18 protein-coding genes are annotated in these 17,977 nt (G+C 64.7%); 3 read left to right on the top strand and 15 right to left on the bottom strand.

Annotation, left to right across the window (positions count from 1 at the left end):
- Positions 1-173: 173 nt before the first annotated feature.
- A complete protein-coding gene (locus tag HCZ97_RS16495) occupies positions 174-812 on the top strand; it encodes a MarC family protein (RefSeq protein ID WP_167690068.1) in 639 nt (212 codons plus the stop codon).
- An 80-nt stretch (positions 813-892) separates the two neighbouring features.
- On the opposite strand, the gene HCZ97_RS16490 is transcribed toward HCZ97_RS16495, so the two are convergent.
- On the bottom strand, positions 893-1,834 hold the full coding sequence (locus HCZ97_RS16490; protein ID WP_167690066.1) for a glycine--tRNA ligase subunit alpha: 942 nt from the start codon (positions 1,832-1,834) through the stop codon (positions 893-895).
- Between the two features lie 233 nt (positions 1,835-2,067).
- On the opposite strand from HCZ97_RS16490, the gene HCZ97_RS16485 reads away from it, so the two are divergent.
- Positions 2,068-3,792, top strand: coding sequence for a serine protease (locus HCZ97_RS16485; RefSeq protein ID WP_167690064.1), 1,725 nt, complete (start codon positions 2,068-2,070; stop codon positions 3,790-3,792).
- A gap of 212 nt (positions 3,793-4,004) precedes the next feature.
- Here HCZ97_RS16485 and cysG read toward each other — a convergent pair whose 3' ends face one another.
- Positions 4,005-5,408, bottom strand: a complete 1,404-nt coding sequence (gene cysG / locus HCZ97_RS16480) for a siroheme synthase CysG (protein ID WP_167690063.1) — start codon at positions 5,406-5,408, stop codon at positions 4,005-4,007.
- 489 nt (positions 5,409-5,897) lie between these two features.
- Between cysG and HCZ97_RS16475 the strand changes: the two genes are divergently transcribed.
- Positions 5,898-6,992, top strand: coding sequence for a choloylglycine hydrolase family protein (locus HCZ97_RS16475; RefSeq protein ID WP_217701804.1), 1,095 nt, complete (start codon positions 5,898-5,900; stop codon positions 6,990-6,992).
- Between the two features lie 110 nt (positions 6,993-7,102).
- On the opposite strand, the gene HCZ97_RS16470 is transcribed toward HCZ97_RS16475, so the two are convergent.
- The 13 genes from HCZ97_RS16470 to metZ form a co-directional block, all read right to left on the bottom strand.
- Positions 7,103-8,578, bottom strand: a complete 1,476-nt coding sequence (locus tag HCZ97_RS16470) for a TrkH family potassium uptake protein (protein WP_254871576.1) — start codon at positions 8,576-8,578, stop codon at positions 7,103-7,105.
- A gap of 9 nt (positions 8,579-8,587) precedes the next feature.
- Positions 8,588-9,211 carry an urease accessory protein UreG gene (gene ureG, locus HCZ97_RS16465; protein WP_167690061.1) on the bottom strand — a complete coding sequence of 208 codons (624 nt, stop codon included), beginning with the start codon at positions 9,209-9,211 and terminating at the stop codon, positions 8,588-8,590.
- Positions 9,212-9,261: 50 nt separating this feature from the next.
- Complete coding sequence (locus HCZ97_RS16460) at positions 9,262-9,903, bottom strand: urease accessory protein UreF (protein ID WP_167690100.1); 642 nt, start codon at positions 9,901-9,903, stop codon at positions 9,262-9,264.
- Positions 9,893-10,453 (bottom strand): urease accessory protein UreE, encoded by a 561-nt coding sequence (locus tag HCZ97_RS16455; protein WP_167690059.1) that lies wholly within the window; start codon positions 10,451-10,453, stop codon positions 9,893-9,895. The genes HCZ97_RS16460 and HCZ97_RS16455 overlap by 11 nt, the downstream gene beginning before the upstream one ends.
- Positions 10,454-10,493: 40 nt before the next feature.
- Positions 10,494-10,721 (bottom strand): DUF1127 domain-containing protein, encoded by a 228-nt coding sequence (locus HCZ97_RS16450; protein ID WP_167690058.1) that lies wholly within the window; start codon positions 10,719-10,721, stop codon positions 10,494-10,496.
- A gap of 252 nt (positions 10,722-10,973) precedes the next feature.
- Positions 10,974-11,615: a hypothetical protein gene (locus tag HCZ97_RS16445; protein WP_217701803.1), complete on the bottom strand. Its 642-nt coding sequence runs from the start codon at positions 11,613-11,615 to the stop codon at positions 10,974-10,976.
- Positions 11,615-13,324, bottom strand: coding sequence for an urease subunit alpha (gene ureC / locus HCZ97_RS16440; RefSeq protein ID WP_167690055.1), 1,710 nt, complete (start codon positions 13,322-13,324; stop codon positions 11,615-11,617). The genes HCZ97_RS16445 and ureC overlap by 1 nt, the downstream gene beginning before the upstream one ends.
- A 76-nt stretch (positions 13,325-13,400) precedes the next feature.
- Positions 13,401-13,724: a hypothetical protein gene (locus HCZ97_RS16435; RefSeq protein ID WP_167690053.1), complete on the bottom strand. Its 324-nt coding sequence runs from the start codon at positions 13,722-13,724 to the stop codon at positions 13,401-13,403.
- 52 nt (positions 13,725-13,776) lie between these two features.
- Positions 13,777-14,082: an urease subunit beta gene (locus HCZ97_RS16430; protein ID WP_167690051.1), complete on the bottom strand. Its 306-nt coding sequence runs from the start codon at positions 14,080-14,082 to the stop codon at positions 13,777-13,779.
- A gap of 186 nt (positions 14,083-14,268) precedes the next feature.
- Positions 14,269-14,571 (bottom strand): urease subunit gamma, encoded by a 303-nt coding sequence (locus HCZ97_RS16425; protein WP_167690049.1) that lies wholly within the window; start codon positions 14,569-14,571, stop codon positions 14,269-14,271.
- A gap of 1 nt (position 14,572) precedes the next feature.
- A complete protein-coding gene (locus HCZ97_RS16420; protein ID WP_167690048.1) occupies positions 14,573-15,364 on the bottom strand; it encodes an urease accessory protein UreD in 792 nt (263 codons plus the stop codon).
- A 142-nt stretch (positions 15,365-15,506) separates the two neighbouring features.
- The gene (gene folE2 / locus HCZ97_RS16415; RefSeq protein WP_167690046.1) at positions 15,507-16,595 is read right to left on the bottom strand and encodes a GTP cyclohydrolase FolE2; all 1,089 of its coding nucleotides are present in this window, start codon (positions 16,593-16,595) and stop codon (positions 15,507-15,509) included.
- A 180-nt stretch (positions 16,596-16,775) separates the two neighbouring features.
- Positions 16,776-17,960: an O-succinylhomoserine sulfhydrylase gene (gene metZ / locus HCZ97_RS16410; RefSeq protein ID WP_167690044.1), complete on the bottom strand. Its 1,185-nt coding sequence runs from the start codon at positions 17,958-17,960 to the stop codon at positions 16,776-16,778.
- Between the last annotated feature and the right edge of the window lie 17 nt (positions 17,961-17,977).

The following is a 17,977-nucleotide window of genomic DNA, read 5'->3' as shown; positions in this document are numbered from 1 at the left end:
GGCCCCGCCCTGCCCGCGCGGTGCATCACGGGCCATCCCAGCACGACTAGCGCAGGGCAGCTGGGCAAGGGGCTTCAAAAGGCCGGTCGTCCGGCAATCGCGCGCTCGCCTATAGGCAGTACGCTGCGAAGCTGCTAGGAGATCCCGGCACTGATGACCATGGGGAAGCACGCATGACCACCTTCGACGCCGTCAAGTTCTTCGGGGCGCTCTTCGCCATCATGAACCCGCTGACGAACCTGCCCGTCTTCCTGAGCGCCACGGATGGGATGGAGCCCGGCCAACGGCGTAGCACGGCGATCCAGGTGGCGCTTTACTGCGGGGTGCTGGGCGGGGTCTTCGCGCTGGTGGGCGATGCGCTGCTCAAGGCCTTCGGCATCGACGTGAACGATTTCCGCGTGGCCGGCGGCCTTGTGGTGCTGCTGATCGGGCTGGGCATGCTGAACGGGCACGACAGCTCTGCCCACCACGGCACCACCAAGGAACAGGGCAACTTCCAGGCCAGCGACGCGGTGGCCTTCTACCCCCTGACCTTCCCGATCCTGGTCGGCCCCGGCACGATCACCACGCTGATCCTTTACCGCCAGCAGGCACAGGGCACGACGGAGCTGATGCAATACGGCCTGGTCTTCGGCGCGATCCTTGCGATGCTGCTGGTGGTCTTCCTTTGCGCGAACTTCATCGGCAAGCACCTGAGCCAGACGGCGCGCGTGATCATGACCCGGCTGATGGGGATGATCCTTGCCGCCATCGCGGTCGAGATGATTGCAGAAGGGCTGAAGGCGCTCTTCCCCGCGCTGGCCGGCACCTGACCCAGCCGGGCCAGGAATGACCCGGGCATGAAAAAACCGGCGCTCCGCAGGGCGCCGGTTTCTTTTTTTCTGACAGGGTCTTACTGCGCCTCGGCGCGCCATCCCCCGGCTTCGGTCTGCACGAAGGCATCGGCGCATTGCTTGGCCAACGCGCGCACCCGGCCGATATAGGCCTGGCGTTCGGTGACAGAGATCACGCCGCGCGCGTCCAGCAGGTTGAAGACGTGGGATGCCTTGATGCACTGGTCATAGGCCGGGTGGGCCATGATGATGCGCTTGCCGGTCTTGGGGTCTTCATGGGCTTGCGACAGGATCGCCTCGCATTCCGCCTCGGCCTCTTCGAAGTGCTTCAGCAAAACCTCCGTGTTGGCCACGTCGAAGTTCCAGCGGCTGTATTCCTGCTCTGTCTGGCGGAAGACATCGCCATAGGTCAGCGCGATGGGTGCCTGGGGATCGTTGTAAGGCATGTCCATGACATGATCGATGCCCAGCACGTACATCGCCAGGCGTTCCAGCCCATAGGTCAGCTCGCCCGAGACGGGCTTGCAGTCATGGCCGCCAACCTGCTGGAAATAGGTGAACTGGCTGACTTCCATGCCGTCGCACCAGACTTCCCAGCCCAGGCCCCAGGCGCCCAGAGTCGGGCTTTCCCAGTCGTCCTCGACGAAGCGGATGTCATGCATCTCCATGTCGATGCCGATGGCCTCAAGGCTACCAAGGTAGAGCGCCTGAAGATCGGGCGGGCTGGGTTTGATCAGCACCTGGTACTGGTAGTAATGCTGCAGACGGTTGGGGTTCTCACCGTAGCGGCCATCCGTGGGACGGCGCGAGGGCTGGACATAGGCCGCCGCCCAAGGCTGGGAGCCAAGGCTGCGCAGCGTGGTCGCCGGGTGGAAGGTGCCTGCGCCCACTTCCATGTCATAGGGCTGCATAACCGCGCAGCCCTTGGAGGCCCAGTAGGCTTGAAGGCGCAGGATGATTTCCTGGAAGCTCTTGGGACGGTCGGCGATGGTCTGTGACATGGGGGGCCCCTGGTCTGCGAAAGCGGTCTGGAAAAGCAGCCCCAAAAGGCGGATTTCCGGTCTCAGGCTGGTTACCGGCAGGGTGCGATGAGGTCAAGGTGAGGCCAAAGGGCATCCATTCCACGAAGAGCCCGCCCATTCTGCAATATTAGGGTGCATGTAACAGGGGATTTGATAGTAAATCCGCGAAGAGTGGCGCGCAGCGCCCATGGACGAGCAGGCAAGGGGTTCCAATGACCATCCGAACGATCGTGACACTGTTTTTCGCGGTGTTCGCCACCCTGCGGGTGGCACAGGCCCAGGACCTTCCGGCCTATATCCAGATCCAGGCCTGGCCGACGGCCGAGGCCGCAGAAGCGGGGCTGGAAAACTACGCCTCCTACCTGCCCGATGTCGCGGGCTTCTCGCTTGGCAACGGGCTTTTCGCCGCCGTGTTGGGCCCCTACCCGCGCGATGAGGCCGTGAGCCGGCTGCAACAGCTGCGCGCCTCCGGCCAGATCCCGGGCGACAGCTACATCTCTTACCGGGCCTGGTATGACGGCGAATTCTGGAACGGACAGAGCGATACCACCGCTCCAGAGCCCGCGCCCGAGGCAGAGCCCCTGCCGGAGGTGGTCCTGGACGACAGCCTGCCGCAGGAAACCCCGGCACAGGCCCGCGCCAGCGAAGCACAGATGAGCCGCGCGGAACGTGACCAGATCCAGATCGCCCTGAAATGGGCCGGCTTCTACAATGGCGGCATCGACGGTGCCTTCGGGCGCGGCACCCGCAATTCCATGGCCTCCTGGCAATCGGCCAACGGGTTCGAGGCAACCGGCATCCTGACCACGGCGCAACGGGCCGCGCTGGTCGGCCAATACAATGCCATCCTGGATGGCCTTGGGCTGGAAGCCTATTCTGACGACAAGGCCGGGATCCGCGTGAAACTGCCGCTGGAGGTCGTTTCCTTCACCGATTACCAGGCGCCCTTCGTGCATTTCGACCCGGTCGACAGCGACCTGCCGGCGCAGGTGCTGCTGATTTCCCAGGCCGGGGATTCCAGCCGCCTGGCCGCGCTTTACGAGATCCTGCAAACCGTCGCCATCATGCCGGAGGGCGGCGCGCGTAACCGCTCGTCCCAAGGCTTCACGATGGAAGGCCGTAACAGCCGCATCATCTCTCACGCGGAAGCCAGCCTGCAGGGAGGAGAGATCAAGGGCTTCATCCTTGTCTGGCCCACCGGGGACGAAGAGCGCCGCACCCGCCTTCTGGCAGAGATGCAGGCCAGCTTCACCCGCCTGCCCGGCACCCTGCCCTTCGACGAAAGCGCCGGCGCGCAACAGAGCGTGGACCTGGTTTCCGGGCTTGAGATCCGCAAGCCGGCCTTCTCCCGCTCCGGTATCTACGTGACGCGCGACGGCGCCGTGGCGACCCTGCTTGATGGGCTGGACAGCTGCGGGCAGATCACCCTGGCGGGTGAACATGCGGCACGGATCGCGACCTCTGACGCGGCCTCCGGTCTTGCCCTGCTGAGGCCCGAGGCGGCGCTTGCTCCGATGGGCGTGGCGCAGATCGCGGCCTCTGCCCCCCGGATCGGATCGGAAATCGCCGTAGCGGGCTATTCCTACGAAGGCCTGCTGGGCGCTGCCAGCGTGACCTATGGCACGCTCGCCGATGTCCGTGGCCTTGACGGAGAGACCGGCCTGTCCCGGCTTGAGATCACCACGCTTGCCGGTGACGCGGGCGGCCCCGTGCTGGATGGCTCCGGCTCTGTCGTGGGTCTGCTGATGGGCGATACCACCGCGGGCCGCGACCTGCCCGGCGACGTGGCCTTTGCCGTGGATGGCACGGTGCTGGCCAGCTTCCTTTCAGACGCCGGGATCGCCGCCAACGCCGCCGTCAATGCCGCTGCGATCGAGCCCCTGACCCTGGCGCGGGAGGGGCGTGAAATGACGGCCCTCGTGAGCTGTTGGGAGTGAGCACCGATCCGGCATAGCCAGCAAACGTGCCAGTGGCGCGTTTGAGGTGCGAACGAGCGGAGCCCCAACCGGCCCGCCCAAGCAGCATCCAAGCCCACACCACAAACAACAGCCCCCGCGGCGATCAAACAAAAAGGCCCCTTCCCGGGGCCTTTTTTCGTCCACACTCCAAAGCCCGCACCCGTTACAAAAGCGCCGCTGTCAGCCCCCGATCAGGCTCGTCTGGGCGCGCTTTCCAGCATCGCGGCAGAGGGCACATCCGCAGCCGCCAGTTTCTTGGAATAGCGCAGCAACAGGATCGCTGGGCTCTGCACCTCTTCGCGCGCAATGCTCTCTGCCAGACCTTCCAGCGTCAGGTCCAAACGGCGTTCGCGCGGGGTGCTGGCAGAGGCGATGACCTCCACCGGGCAATGGGGCGGAACGCCCGCGCGCAGCAGTTCCTCTTCGACGAGGGCCGCCCGTTCCACCGCCATGTAAAAGGCCATGGCCGTGCCGGGCCGGGCGGCCGCGCTCCAGTCCGGGGTGTCATCGCCGGGGCGGCAGGTGCCGGTGGTGATGACCAGGGTGTCGGTCTCTCCGCGTTCGGTCAGGGGCCGCGTCGTGGCGGCGGCCACAGCGGCGGCGGCCGTGATGCCGGGGATGATCTCTATTTCTATCCCGGCCTCGCGGGCGGCGGCAATTTCTTCTGCCGCGCGACCGAAGATCGAAGGATCCCCGGATTTCAGCCGCACAACGCGGCGCCCCTTGGCGGCCTCTGCCACGATCACGCGGTCGATCTGGGCCTGGGGCCAGGCATGTGCGCCGACCTCCTTGCCGACATAGACGCGGTCCGCATCGCGGCGGGCAAGCTCAAGCACTTCCGGTTCGACCAGCCGGTCGTAGAAGATCACATCGGCTTCCTGCAGGCGGCGCACCGCACGCAGGGTCAGCAGATCGCGGGCGCCAGGCCCTGCCCCGACAAGAGAGATCAGGCCCTTTTCTTCTGGTGCCTCGCCCGCCGCGATGGCCGCTTTCAGCATGTCGGCGGCGGCATGTTCATCGCCGCGCCGATGCTTGGCAAAGGCCTCTCCGGTAAAGACCCATTCCCAGAACCCCCGGCGTGATTTCGGCGGGACAGCCTCTGCCACCGCGTCGCGCAGGCGACCGGCAAGCGCGACGAAGGACCCAAGCCGCGGGGTCAGCATCGTCTCTATCTCTGTCTTGATCATCCGCCCCAGGACGGGCGCGTTGCCCTCTGTCCCGATGGCCACGACGACCGGGTCGCGATCCACGATGGAGGGCGTGAAGCCATCACAATGTTCGGGGCGGTCGACCACGTTGACGACCGCGCCGGCGGCGCGCGCCTGGGCGGCGAGCGCAAGGTCGATGTCTTCTTCCCCCGTGGCGATGAAGGCGAGTGCGCAATTTGTGAAAGTGTGGGTGTCAGCTTCGGGCTGGTGCAGCGCACGCCCGCTGGCAACAAGGCCCGAGAGTTCAGGATCAAGGTCACGGCCGACAAGCAGGATCTCTGCCTCCGTCTTGAGGACAAGACGGGCCTTGCGGGCGGCTTCCGCACCGGAGCCGCAGATCACCACGCGCCGGCCGGCCATGGTCAGGAAGATCGGAAAGGTTTTCATATCAGCCTCTTGCCGGATCGGGAAAAGGGCCATCGACACACGTCACGCGACGCGAACGCGGGTCGAGCGGCCATGCTCAGGAAATCCCAATCGACGGGAGAGCGCCCGGCTCCGTTGCCGCTGCGTAGGTCAATTATGCCATTCCGGGACCGGGCCACGCAAGAGATTTGGCAGCAGGGCTCGCAAAAAGCATGTCCTCCGCGCATGTTTTCGACGCCGCCACCGGGACGAGTTGCAGGGCGTTCCCCGGACTGCCGAGCGCGGGAACCCTTCGACAGAGGGCCGCGGTCCGTGCTGCCTCCAGACCGAGCATCCTGGCCGTCGAAGCGTGCCAGGGGGTGCCGAAACAGCGCGACAAAAAAAACACAATCCTTCGTATCCCCATGATTTAAATCGCACATCAATATAGCTGACGCTACGGTCAAGAAACCTGCATCAATTTGAGTCGTCCAATGATTGGAGGGGCGGCGTGAAACGGAGGATTAGAAGGTGAAATTCGGGAAATTCATGTCTCGGGTGGCGGCAGCCGCCATTTCAGTGGCCCTGGCAGGCCAGTCTGCAACCGCCTGTACGGCGATCATTCTGCATGCGGAGGATGGCACGACGGTGCCCGCGCGCACGATGGAATTCGGTTTCAACCTGCATTCGGATCTCGTGGCCGTGCCCGCTGGCACCGAAATCACGACGCTTGTGATGAACCCCAAGGAATCGGGCTTCACCTACGAGACGAAGTACGGCTTTGCCGGCGCAAACGGCTTTGGCGCACCGATCGTGGTGGACGGCATGAACTCCGAAGGGCTCTACTTCGGGGTGTTCTATTTCGCCGGCCCGGCAGTGATGTCGAAGCTGACGGATGACAACCGTGAACACGCGATCTCCTCTGAAGAGATGGGCAACTGGATCCTGGGTCAGTTCGCCACGGTGGAAGAAGTCCGCAAGGCGATCCCCTCCCTGACCGTCGTGGGAACCGACATCGAGCAGATCGGCGGCCCCGCCCCTGTCCACTACGGGGTGACGGATGCTTCCGGCGACTCGATCGTGATCGAGTACACCAAGGACGGTCTGCGGATCTTCGACAACACGGTCAACGTCATGACCAACAACCCGCCCTATGACTGGCACCTGACCAACCTGCAGAACTACATCGGCCTGCAGGCAGATAACTTCGAGGAAATCACCGTCGGGCGACAGACGCTGAAACCCTTCGGCCAGGGCACCGGCCTTGTGGGACTGCCGGGCAATTCGACCTCGCCCTCGCGCTTCGTGCGGGCCGTGGCCTTCGCCAATACGGCGCTGCCGGCGGCAACTGCCGATGACGCGATCTTCGATGCCTTCCACATCCTCAACAACTTCGACATTCCGAAGGGCTCCATCCGCCAGGAGGACCAGGGCCAGGTGATCACGGATTACACGATCTGGACCTCGGCGTCGGATACCAAGAACCGCGTCTATTACTACAAGACCTACGACAGCCAGTCGGTGGAAAGCATCGATGTGCGCAAGGTCCTGGAAGGGCTGGACAAACCGGCGACCCTGAAGATGGAAACCGGCTTCGTGGTGACCGACCGGACCTCTGAATTCTGATCCCGACCAGATGAAGACCATTCCGGCAGGGGCACCTCTGCCGGAATGACACGGGCCCGTGGGCCCCAGGGCATCGCGGGCCCGTCACGCCCGGGCGAAACCGCCCCGCGTCAGCCGCGCCAGAACTGCACTGTCAGCATGGCATAGACCACCATCAGCTCAAGCCGGCCGCAGAACATCCCGATGCTTAGGATCCATTTCGCGGTGTCGTTCAGCGGGGCGAAATTGCCGGCCGGACCAATGATCTCTCCCAGCCCGGGGCCGATATTGGCCAGCGCGGTGGCGGCGCCTGAGAGCGCCGTGACGAAATCGAGCCCCGTCAGCGCCAGCAGCACCGAAAAGACGCCAAGCGAGACCGTGAAGTAGACGAAGAAGGACATCACGGAGCCCAGGACCTCTTCATCCAGGGAGCGCCCCTCGTAGCGCGGCTGGAAGACCGCGTGGGGCGCATGGATGCGGCGGATCTGCGCCCCGATGGAGGCCAGCAGGATCTGGTAGCGGAAGATCTTTACCGAACAGGCGGTTGAGCCCGCACAGCCCCCGATCAGCCCGATGAAGAAGAACATCGTGATCAGGAAGGGGCCCCATTGCATGTAGTCCACCGAGGCATAGCCCGTGCCCGAGATGATGGAGACGATGTTGAACAGGCTTTCGCGCACCGCCTGTTCCCAGTGGTGCGGGAAGATGTGCAGCAGCGCCACGGAAGAGACCAGCACCAGCACGCCGATGGTCAGCATGAAGCCCCTGACCTGGACGTCCCGGAAGATCGCGATCTTGTTGCCGTGAAGCATCTGCACGTAGCGCACGAAGGGCAACGCGGCCAGCACCATGAAGATGGAGGCCGCGTATTCCATCCGCCCCGAGAAGGCGCCGAAGCTGGCATCCTTGGTGGAGAATCCGCCCGTGGACAGCGTGGTCAGCGCATGGACCGTGGCATCGAAGACCCCCATGCCCAGCAGGATGTAGGTCAGCAGGCAGGCGAGGGTCAGACCGACGTAGATCACGGAGATCTGGCTTGCAATGGCCGTGGCGCGGGGCAGGATCTTGCCCATGGTTTCAAAGGCTTCGGAGCGGAACACCTGCATCCCCCCGACCCGCAGTTCAGGCAGGAAGACCATGGCGACGACGATGATGCCGATCCCGCCCAGCCATTGCAGGATCCCCCGCCAGAGCAGCAGCCCGCGGGGCATCTCGTCCAGCCCGGAGAACACGGTGGAGCCGGTCGTGGTCATGCCCGACATGGCCTCGAAATAGGCATCGGTAAAGCTGGCTTCGGTCGCGCCCAGCATGAAGGGCAGAGAGCCGAAGATCGGCAGCGTGGCCCAGACGCCCGAGGTCAGCAGGAAGGTCTGTTGCAGGCTCAGCCCCTCGCGGGTGCCGTTCTGGCAGGCCAGCGCCGTCAACGACCCGGCGACGAAGGTGATGATGGCGCTTTCAGCAAAGGCATGCCAATGGCCGCGCCCCTCGACGATATCGACGATCAGCGGCAGGAGCATGGTCAGCCCCAGCACCGCGACAAGCAGGCCGATCACGTAGCCGATGGGGCGGATGTCGATCAGGTGCGATCTGGTTGTGGCGCTGGCCATGGCGCTGGATCAGGCGGCGTGGGCTAGGCCACCGATCTCTTCGATCAGGGCCAGGATCTGGTCGATCCCCGCGCCGGTCTTGAGATTGGTGAAGACAAAGGGCCGGCCCTGGCGTTGGGCGGTGGCATCGCGCTCCATGACCGAGAGGTCAGAGCCGACATGGGGGGCAAGGTCGGTCTTGTTGATGACAAGGATATCGGACCGGGTGATGGCCGGGCCACCCTTGCGCGGGATCTCTTCGCCGGCGGCCACATCGATGACGTAGATCGTCATGTCCACCAGTTCCGGGCTGAAGGTGGCCGAAAGGTTGTCGCCCCCCGATTCCACCAGCACCAGGTCCAGGTCCGGGAAATCGCGGTTGAGCTCCGCGATGGCCGCCAGGTTGATCGAGGCATCTTCGCGGATCGCCGTATGGGGGCAGCCGCCGGTCTCCACGCCGCGAATCCGGTCAGAGGTCAGCGCCTGCATCCGCACCAGGGCCTGGGCATCTTCCTGGGTGTAGATGTCGTTCGTCACCACGGCGATCGACAGGCGATCGCGCAGCGCGCGGCACAGCGCGGCAGTCAGCGTGGTCTTGCCAGCGCCGACTGGGCCGCCGAGGCCGATGCGAAGGGGACCATGGGGTGAGGGCATGCGCGAGCGATCCTTGTGGTGCGGGGCGGTCCGGGGACCGCTGGTCAGGGTCAGGAGCGGAAGATCCGCGTGGTCAGGGCCTCTTGCCGCATGGCGGCGATATCCGACAGTACGGCACGGGAGCCCAGCCCGTCCAGATCGCCGGACCTGGCCTCTTGTGCCAGTGTTTCGCAGAGCTGTTCAAGCCCGGAGAGGGTCCGCTGCCCATCGGTCTGCCCAAGGGGCACCAGGCGAATGGCGGCAGAGGTCAGCGTGGAGGCGAAGGCCATCAGGAAAAGCCGCAGCGTCAGGTCCAGCGGCAGCCCCATGAGCCGCGCCGCGCGGCCAAGCGCCACCGGGTAGGGCATGGCCGGCAGTGTCAGCCCGTGGATCTCTGCCGTGGTGGCGGCGAAGGCGGCGCCCTGGGCCTCTGTCTCGAGCCGACGGGAGGCAGAGGGCGCAAGCGCCGTGGCAAGCTCTGCGATCTCCGGCAGGGCAGCGGTTTCGGCGTGGAAGGCCGCCGCCAGCAGGATCGCATCGTTGCGCCCTGCCCCGTGGGTCAGCACATCGGTGATCCAGTCACCCGCGGTAACGGCATCCACGATCCAGCCTTCGGCCACCGCCGCCTCGATCCCGTGGGAATAGGCGAAAGCCCCCACCGGGTAGGCCGGAGAGAGCCAGCGGTGCAGGATCAGCGCCGGGTCAGTGGTCATGGGTATGGCTGTGGGAATGGCTGTGCCCGTGATCATGGGCGTGATCATGGTCATGCCCGTGGTCATGATCATGCGCGGAGCCGTCATGCAGGGTCTTGCCATGTTCATGGGAATGGGTGCGGCCGTGGCCATAGGCGCCACCCTCGGGAATGAAGGGGGCCGTCACGGGCTCTACCTGCGCGCCAAGGTGGGCAAGCATGGCGGCGATCACCTTGTCCTGGCGGATCAGAAGGTGGTCCGGCGCGATCTGGCAGGGGGTATGGCGGTTGCCGATATGCCAGGCGAGGCGGGTGATCTGGTCACCGGTCACGCGTAGCAGGGGTTCGGCAGCAGCGCGGATGGCGATCAGGCGGCCATCCTCCAGCTGCAAGGCATCGCCGTCTTCCAGCGATGTCGTCTGAGCCAGGTCGACAAGCAGGCGTTCGCCCGCGTCGGTCTGAAGGCCCTTGCGCCGGATGAACCGGGCTTCGTAGTCGAGCGTCACGCTATCGGCGACGTTCGCGTCTTCTGGGATGCTGCCCTTGCGGAGGGTGGAGAGAGCGCGGTTCATGCCGCGCCCCCTGCCCCGAAAGCAACATCAGGAGCGGCGATCAGACGTAGAACAGATCGCGGAAGACGTGCGCGGGGATCTGGTCGCGATTGATGCCGAGCTTGGCCAGCTCCGCGTCGGACTTGGCTTGCAGGGCCGCGATCTGATCGAAGCGCGTGCGGCGCTCCATGTAGGCAACCATGCCGTTGCTCAGGCCAGCGAAGAAGCTGTTCAGCTTCGCGCCGAAACCGGACGTATGGGCGGGGGAGATATGCGTTGCGTTTGCCATGGGAGACCTCTTTCGATGTTGCTTCGGGGCGTTTCGCTCCGTTGCCAAAGAGATAGGTCAGTGATTGCGTCCTTACTACAGCCATTGCAGAAGAGCCGCCATGCACCCGCTGCAATGCAGAAAATGTGGTAAAAAGCCTGTTAATTGAAGCCCTTGCAGGTCCGCCTTGCAAGGGATGCATGGCTACGCCTCTCGTGGTTTCCGCAGTGCGGCAAGAGCCGGCAAACCCCGCGCCAGCTGCTGAAATTCCGGTCATTCCGATGCTCCGTCGCCCAGCACACGAATTTCGCCGGGCAGTTCATAGTCATAGCTTTCTTCCCCCACGCCACCGCTCACCAGCACGGAGACGGCGATTTCGGGCAGGTAGAGGAAGACATCGTGAGTCGCTTCGTCATCGCCTTCGACGATATCGAAGCGCACGGGCAGCGCCCGATAGGTGCAGTCCCCGAAAGAGATCGTCTCGTAATCGCCCACCGTCATCTGCCGGGTGCCACGGGCGCTGCCGTCGGCATCCACCACGTCATAGCTTCCCTGCCATTCCAGTCCCGGTGCGGGCTCGGGGATCTGCGGGAAGGGCGTGTCGTAGCTGTAGACGGAAGACAGGACCTTGCCGTCATAGAGATCGGTGGTCACCATCGGATGCACGCCGTGGCCGGTCAGCTCTGTATAGCCGGCCACTCCGTCGTTCATCATGTGATAGCTGATGAGCTGCGAGGAAATGCTGCGAAAGACCTCTGTCAGCACGTTGTCCTCTTCCCGCGTGACCAGGACGATGCCGATCTCAAGATCGGAATACATCGGACAGGCCGCCTGGGCAGCCGCCGGCAACAGCAGCGCCAGGGGCATGGCATGGATGGCGGTCTTCAGCAGGCGGGTCACGGGGCGGGCCGGCATCAGAACAGGAAGTAGCGCTGCGCCATCGGCAGCACCTCTGCCGGTTCGCAGGTCAGCAGCTCTCCGTCGGCGCGCACCTCGTAGGTTTCGGGGTTCACCTCTACCTTCGGCGTCGCGGAGTTCAGCTTCAGGTCTTTCTTGCCGATGCTGCGGGTGTTGAGAACCGGCACGGTCTGCTTGGCCAGGCCCAGCGTGTCGCGGATGCCTTCAGCCTGGGCCGCGGCAGAGACGAAGGTAACGGCCGAGTTTTCGACCGAGCGGCCATAGGCGCCGAACATGGGACGGGTATAGACCGGCTGCGGCGTCGGGATGGAGGCATTGGGATCACCCATCTGCGCACAGACGATGGTGCCACCGATCAGGACCATTTCCGGCTTCACGCCGAAGAAGGCCGGGTTCCACAAGACCAGGTCGGCGCGCTTGCCTTCCTCGATCGAGCCGATCTGGTGGGACAGCCCGTGGGCCAGCGCGGGGTTGATCGTGTACTTGGCGATATAGCGGCGGACGCGGAAGTTGTCGTTTTCGCCGGTCTCTTCGGGCAGTCGACCGCGTTGTTTGCGCATCTTGTCGGCGGTCTGCCAGGTGCGGATCATCACCTCGCCCACGCGGCCCATGGCCTGGCTGTCGCTGGCGATGATCGAAAAGGCGCCCATGTCGTGCAGGATGTCCTCGGCCGCGATGGTCTCGCGCCGGATCCGGCTTTCGGCAAAGGCGACGTCCTCGGGGATGGCCTTGTCGAGGTGGTGACAGACCATGAGCATGTCCAGGTGCTCATCGATGGTGTTGCGGGTGAAGGGACGCGTGGGGTTGGTGGAGGAGGGCAGAACGTGCTCTTCGCCGCAGATCTTGATGATATCGGGCGCGTGGCCGCCCCCTGCCCCTTCGGTGTGGAAGGCGTGGATGGTGCGGCCCTTCATGGCCTTCACGGTGTTCTCGACGAAGCCGGATTCATTCAGCGTGTCGGTGTGGATCATCACCTGCACGTCGTAGTCATCGGCGACCGAAAGGCAGTTGTCGATGGTCGCGGGCGTGGTCCCCCAATCCTCATGCAGTTTCAGGCAGGAGGCCCCGCCCTTGATCTGTTCTTCCAGCGCGGCAGGAAGAGAGGCATTGCCCTTGCCCGCGAAGGCCAGGTTCATCGGGAAGGCATCCGCGGCCTGCAACATCCGCCCCATGTGCCAGGGGCCGGGGGTCACGGTGGTCGCCAGCGTGCCATGGGCTGGGCCGGTGCCGCCGCCGATCATGCAGGTCAGACCGGAATGCAGCGCGTCTTCGATCTGCTGCGGGCAGATGAAGTGAATGTGGCTGTCGATTCCGCCGGCGGTAAGGATCCGGCCCTCTGCCGCGATGACCTCTGTTCCAGGCCCGACGATGATGTCGACGCCGGATTGGGTATCGGGGTTGCCCGCCTTGCCGATTTTCTGAATGCGCCCGTCGCGCAGGCCCACGTCTGCCTTGTAGATGCCACTCCAGTCGACGATCAGCGCATTGGTGATCACCGTGTCCACCGCCCCTTCGGCGCGGGTCGCCTGGGACTGGCCCATGCCGTCGCGGATCACCTTGCCGCCGCCGAACTTCACCTCTTCGCCGTAGGTCGTGAGATCCTTTTCGACCTCGATGATCAGGTCGGTATCGGCAAGGCGCAGGCGGTCCCCGGTGGTGGGGCCGAACATCGCGCCATAATCGGCGCGGGAAATCTGGGTGGGCATTGAAGGCTCCTGACAGGTCGGGCGGGGGAGACCCCCGGAAATGGATTGGCGCGCCGGGCTTGGGCCGGTGGGCGCATTAATGCGGGCGGGCGGGCCCGGGGTGCGAGGACAGCCGGCCGATGCGCTGCGCGGCCGGTCCGTGTTTGCGCATGGCCCGGTGGGGCCGGCGCCCGGCTGAGGCTTGTCTGGCGCGGGTGGCGGTCTTGGGCTGCGTCTTCTGTGGGGCCTCTGCGCGCCGCACGGACCCTTCAGGCGCTGGCCGGGACATTTCCTCCCGCACCGGCGCCGCGACGAAGCCCCGAGCGAAGCGAGTCTGCCAGGCCGCCAATTGCGCCGCCCCCAGCAGGACGCTGTGCATCATGTAGCCCTGCCGGATCATCAGTGTCGTCGGGTCCATCATTGCCACGCCTCTTCGTGAACGCTCCCGTTGAAAATCGCCACGGCCCGCCGCGTCAGAGCGGGCCCATGACCTTCTGATTGAAACCATAGATCCTGCGATCCCCGCCGATGGGGATCAGGTTCACTTCGCGCCGCTGACCCGGCTCAAAGCGCACGGCAGTGCCGGCGGCGATGTCCAGGCGCAACCCACGGGCCGCGTCACGATCGAAATCCAGCGCCTCGTTGGCTTCGGCAAAGTGGTAATGGCTTCCGATCTGCACCGGCCGGTCGCCGGTATTGGCCACCATCAGCGTCAGGGCCTCTGTGCCTTCGTTCAGGGTCAGGCTGCCCTCTGCCGGGAAAAGCTCACCGGGGATCATGGGCGTTTCTCCCAGAACTCCCGGCGGCGCGTGGCGCGGACCTGGACGGGGCTGGCTTCCGGCATCATGCCCAGGAAGCCGAGGAGTTTCTCCAGAAAAGTCATCGCGGTATGCTCCTTTCCTAATCTGCCGCGCGAGGATTCATGAATCTTCATCTCGCGCGTGAACCTGTGTCCCGAACCGCCTTCAGCGGATGGGGTTATGGACGGTCACCAGCTTGGTGCCATCGGGGAAGGTCGCTTCGACCTGCACCTCGTGGATCATCTCGGGCACGCCTTCCATGCATTGCTCAGCGGTGATGACCTTGGCGCCGGCCTCCATCATCTCGGCCACGGTACGGCCGTCGCGCGCGCCTTCGACCACCGCGTCGGTGATCAGGGCGATCGCCTCCGGATGGTTCAGCTTCACGCCGCGAGAGAGCCGCTTGCGCGCCACCTCTGCCGCCATGGAGATCAGCAGCTTGTCTTTTTCTCTGGGGGTCAGTTGCATGTCAGAGCGTCCAGGTTTTGGGAATGTCCTGCCCGGACAGGCGGGTGATGGCGGGGATGAGGCGCTTGCGCAGCTCAAAGCCATCCTCTGCGGTGATCCGGGCGAAAAGAAGATCGGGGGCGACAAGGCTGACGCCGCCAGTGGGGCCAAGGAGGTCGCGCAGCGGGGCCAGCAGGGTTTCGGCCCCCGGCGCCGAGAAGAGCAGCGATGCAAGGGCGCCGGCCCCTGCCCCGACAGCGGGGCGTTGCAGCACCGCCTGCACGTCCCCGGCAAAGGAAATGTTGTCCGCGAACAGCAGCTTGCCACCGCGGCGCAGGCGCCAGATGTCCGTCAGCCGCCCCTCGCGCACGACCTCGCCCATGGCGACGCGACCGAAGACCAGCGGCTCTACCGCCAGGAAACGGGCCCCCGGGTCCAGCGTCACGTCGAAGCGGCGGCGCACGCGGGCGGCATCGAAGAAGATCGTTTCCTGCGGCAGCCAGTCCAGCCGCCCGCCCGCGCCGACGCGCAGGCTGACCTCCATCTGGCCGATCTCATCGGGCTGGGCGCGGTAAAGCCGTTCGGCCGCCTGCGAGGTCACGCAAAGCCCCGCGCCCTCCAGCGCTTCGGCCTGAATGGCATAGCGATCCCCACCGGTCATCCCCCCGGCGGTATTCAGGAAGACCGCGTTCAGGATGCCATGGCGAGAGGCCGGAAACAGCGCCTTGAGGGAGCCGGATTGATGCAGATCGGCAATGCGTGCGCCGGGCTTGGCCGACAGCCGCAGGACCCCGCGGGCACGGGGCTGACGCATCGCAATCGGGCGCAGGTCTTGTACTTCGGCGTTGATGGCAGCGTGCCTCCCTTGGCTTGCAATCTAGCAAGCCGCCGGGGGGATGTAAGTGCAATTTCCGGACCCCGCCCGGAAAAGCGCCGCAATGCCCGCTATTTGGGCGTCAGCCGGCGTGGTGCAATGTGGCCAGGAAGCGCGGATCCAGGCTGCCCGAACGGAAGCTTTCGCCCTCTGTCAGGATGGAGACCGCGTCATGGCTGTGCAGGCTTTCCTGGTGGCTGGCGGCCACGCGGTAGTCACCGATGCGTGGGTCGTCCTGCAATTGCTCGCAAAACAGACGCGCCGCATCCTCGACGAAGATCGGATTGGCCGCGTTCAGCTCTGCAAAGGCCTGTTCATCCTCGCGCTTGACCATGACCTGGGTCTCGGTCGGCACGGCAAGGCGCGCCATGTCGATCAGATCTTCGAACCAGAGCACCTGACCCGGCAGCACCTGCACCGCGATCCGCGCGACGGAGCGCTGCGAATGCGGCGTGGCCAGCTGCCCCCGTTCGCGCCGGGCGTGCTCGGACAGCTCCAGAGAGCAGGGGCAGGTCGAGGAATAGACGTAATCGAGATGCATGAAGCGGTTGCGGGTGCCACCCTCATCCACAAGTTCAAGCGCGATGTCGTAGTACTGGTAGCCTTCCAACCCCGACCGCAGGCTCTTGCGCTTCACCGGGTAGGAGAAACGCATCATGATCCGCGCATCCAGGCTTTCCAGATCCGCCTTGTAATCATCAAGGGCGGCTTCGATCACCGCGAAGGAAAACTGTTTTTCCGCATGGGCATAGAAGCTGCGCATGATGCGGGACATGTTGATGCCCTTTTTGTCAGCCTCAAGGCTAACTGTCCCCGTGATGGAGGTTTCAAGCGTCAGCGGCGTGCCCTGGGGATCATGGTAGCGGATCGGCAGGCGGAAGTTCGAAATCCCCACGTGCTGGATCGGCTTGTTGGCCCCCCGGATCAGGCTGGCCGGCCCGTTCTGAAGGTCAGGAAGGGTCGCGCGATAGTTCGCGCCCGCCGTGAACTCTGCCGGGTAATCATTTGACAGAAGGGGATAATCCCCCTGTCCCGGCAGCAGGCGGCCGATCGCGGGATCCAAGGCATTGATCTCTGCGTCACTGGCATGGCTTGCCCATTGCCGCAGCAGATCCAGCGCCGCCTTGGCGTCGTCATCCTCGGGTGTCAGATCGCTCTGATGGATGTTCATGCGTGACCCTCCTTTGCGCGCCGGCCGGCGCCGTCCCAGATATATGCGCGGTTAACACATATTTCCAACCTCAAGAGGGCTTACGGGGGGCAGTGCCTAACGGATCACTAAATCGCGGGATTGGGGCCGGTCAGGGCGGGCCGCGCGTGGCGCCCGCCCAGACCGTCTGTCAGCGGCCTGTCAGGCCTGCTCGAGCGCCTGAAGCACATCGGCCACCAGGTCGGATTCATCCTCGATCCCAAGGGAGAAACGGATGAGGCCGGGGGTGATCCCCAGGACCTCGCGCTGCTCATCCGAGAGCGAGGCATGGGTGGTGGTGGCCGGATGGGTCAGGATCGACTTGGCATCGCCCAGGTTATTGGAGATCACGCCGACCCGGATCGCGTTGAGGAAGCGGAAGGCGGCCTCCTTGCCCTCTTTCATGTCGATGGCGATCACCGTGCCGCCATTGCCGCTGGTCTGGGTCTGCACCAGCGCGTGCTGGGCATGGTCCTCAAGGCCGGGATAGATCACGCGGGCCAGTTTCTCATGCCCCTGGATGGCCTTTGCCACGGCGGCGGCATTGCGTGACTGGGCGTCGACGCGCAGCTTGATCGTTTCAAGCCCCTTGAGCATCAGCCAGGCGTTGAAGGGCGAAAGCGCCGCGCCGGTATGCTTGAGGTAGGGCATAAGGGTCTCGCGGATGAATTCCTGCGTGCCCAGCACCACGCCGCCTAGGGCCCGGCCCTGCCCGTCGATATGCTTGGTCGCGGAATAGATCACAACGTCCGCCCCCAATTCGATGGCGCGGGAATAGACCGGGGTGGCAAAGACATTGTCCACCAGCACCAGCGCGCCCACCGCATGGGCCAGTTCCGAAACGCCCTTGATGTCGATGACTTCCAGCGTCGGATTGGAGGTGGATTCGAAGAACACCGCCTTGGTGTCCGGACGGATCGCCGCCTTCCACTGGTCAAGGTCGGTGCCGTCGACCAGCGTGATTTCGACCCCGTAGCGGCCCAGCACGTTCTGCAGGATGTAAAGACAGGAGCCGAAGAGCGCCCGCGCCGCGACCACGTGATCCCCGGCAGAGCAGACGGACATGAGCGCGCCGTTGACGGCCGCCATGCCGGAGGCCGTGGCAAAGGCATCCTCTGCCCCTTCCAGGGCGGCGATGCGTTTTTCGAACATGTCGACGGTGGGGTTGCCGTAGCGGGCATAGATGAATTCGTCCGGTCCGGCTTCCTCGAACCGGGCCTGAGCGGCCTCTGCGGTGTCATAGACGAAGCCCTGGGTCATGTAGATGGCCTCTGCCACCTCGCCATATTGCGAACGGCGGATGCCGCCATGGACAAGCTTCGTGCTTTGCTTCCAATCGGTGCTCATGCTCTTCCTTCCAGCCC

This window comes from Pseudooceanicola sp. HF7 (assembly GCF_011806405.1).
In the GTDB taxonomy this organism is placed as follows: domain Bacteria; phylum Pseudomonadota; class Alphaproteobacteria; order Rhodobacterales; family Rhodobacteraceae; genus Pseudooceanicola.
The sequence above is the reverse complement of the archived record's forward strand: the minus strand, read 5'-3'. Positions and strand labels throughout refer to the sequence as shown.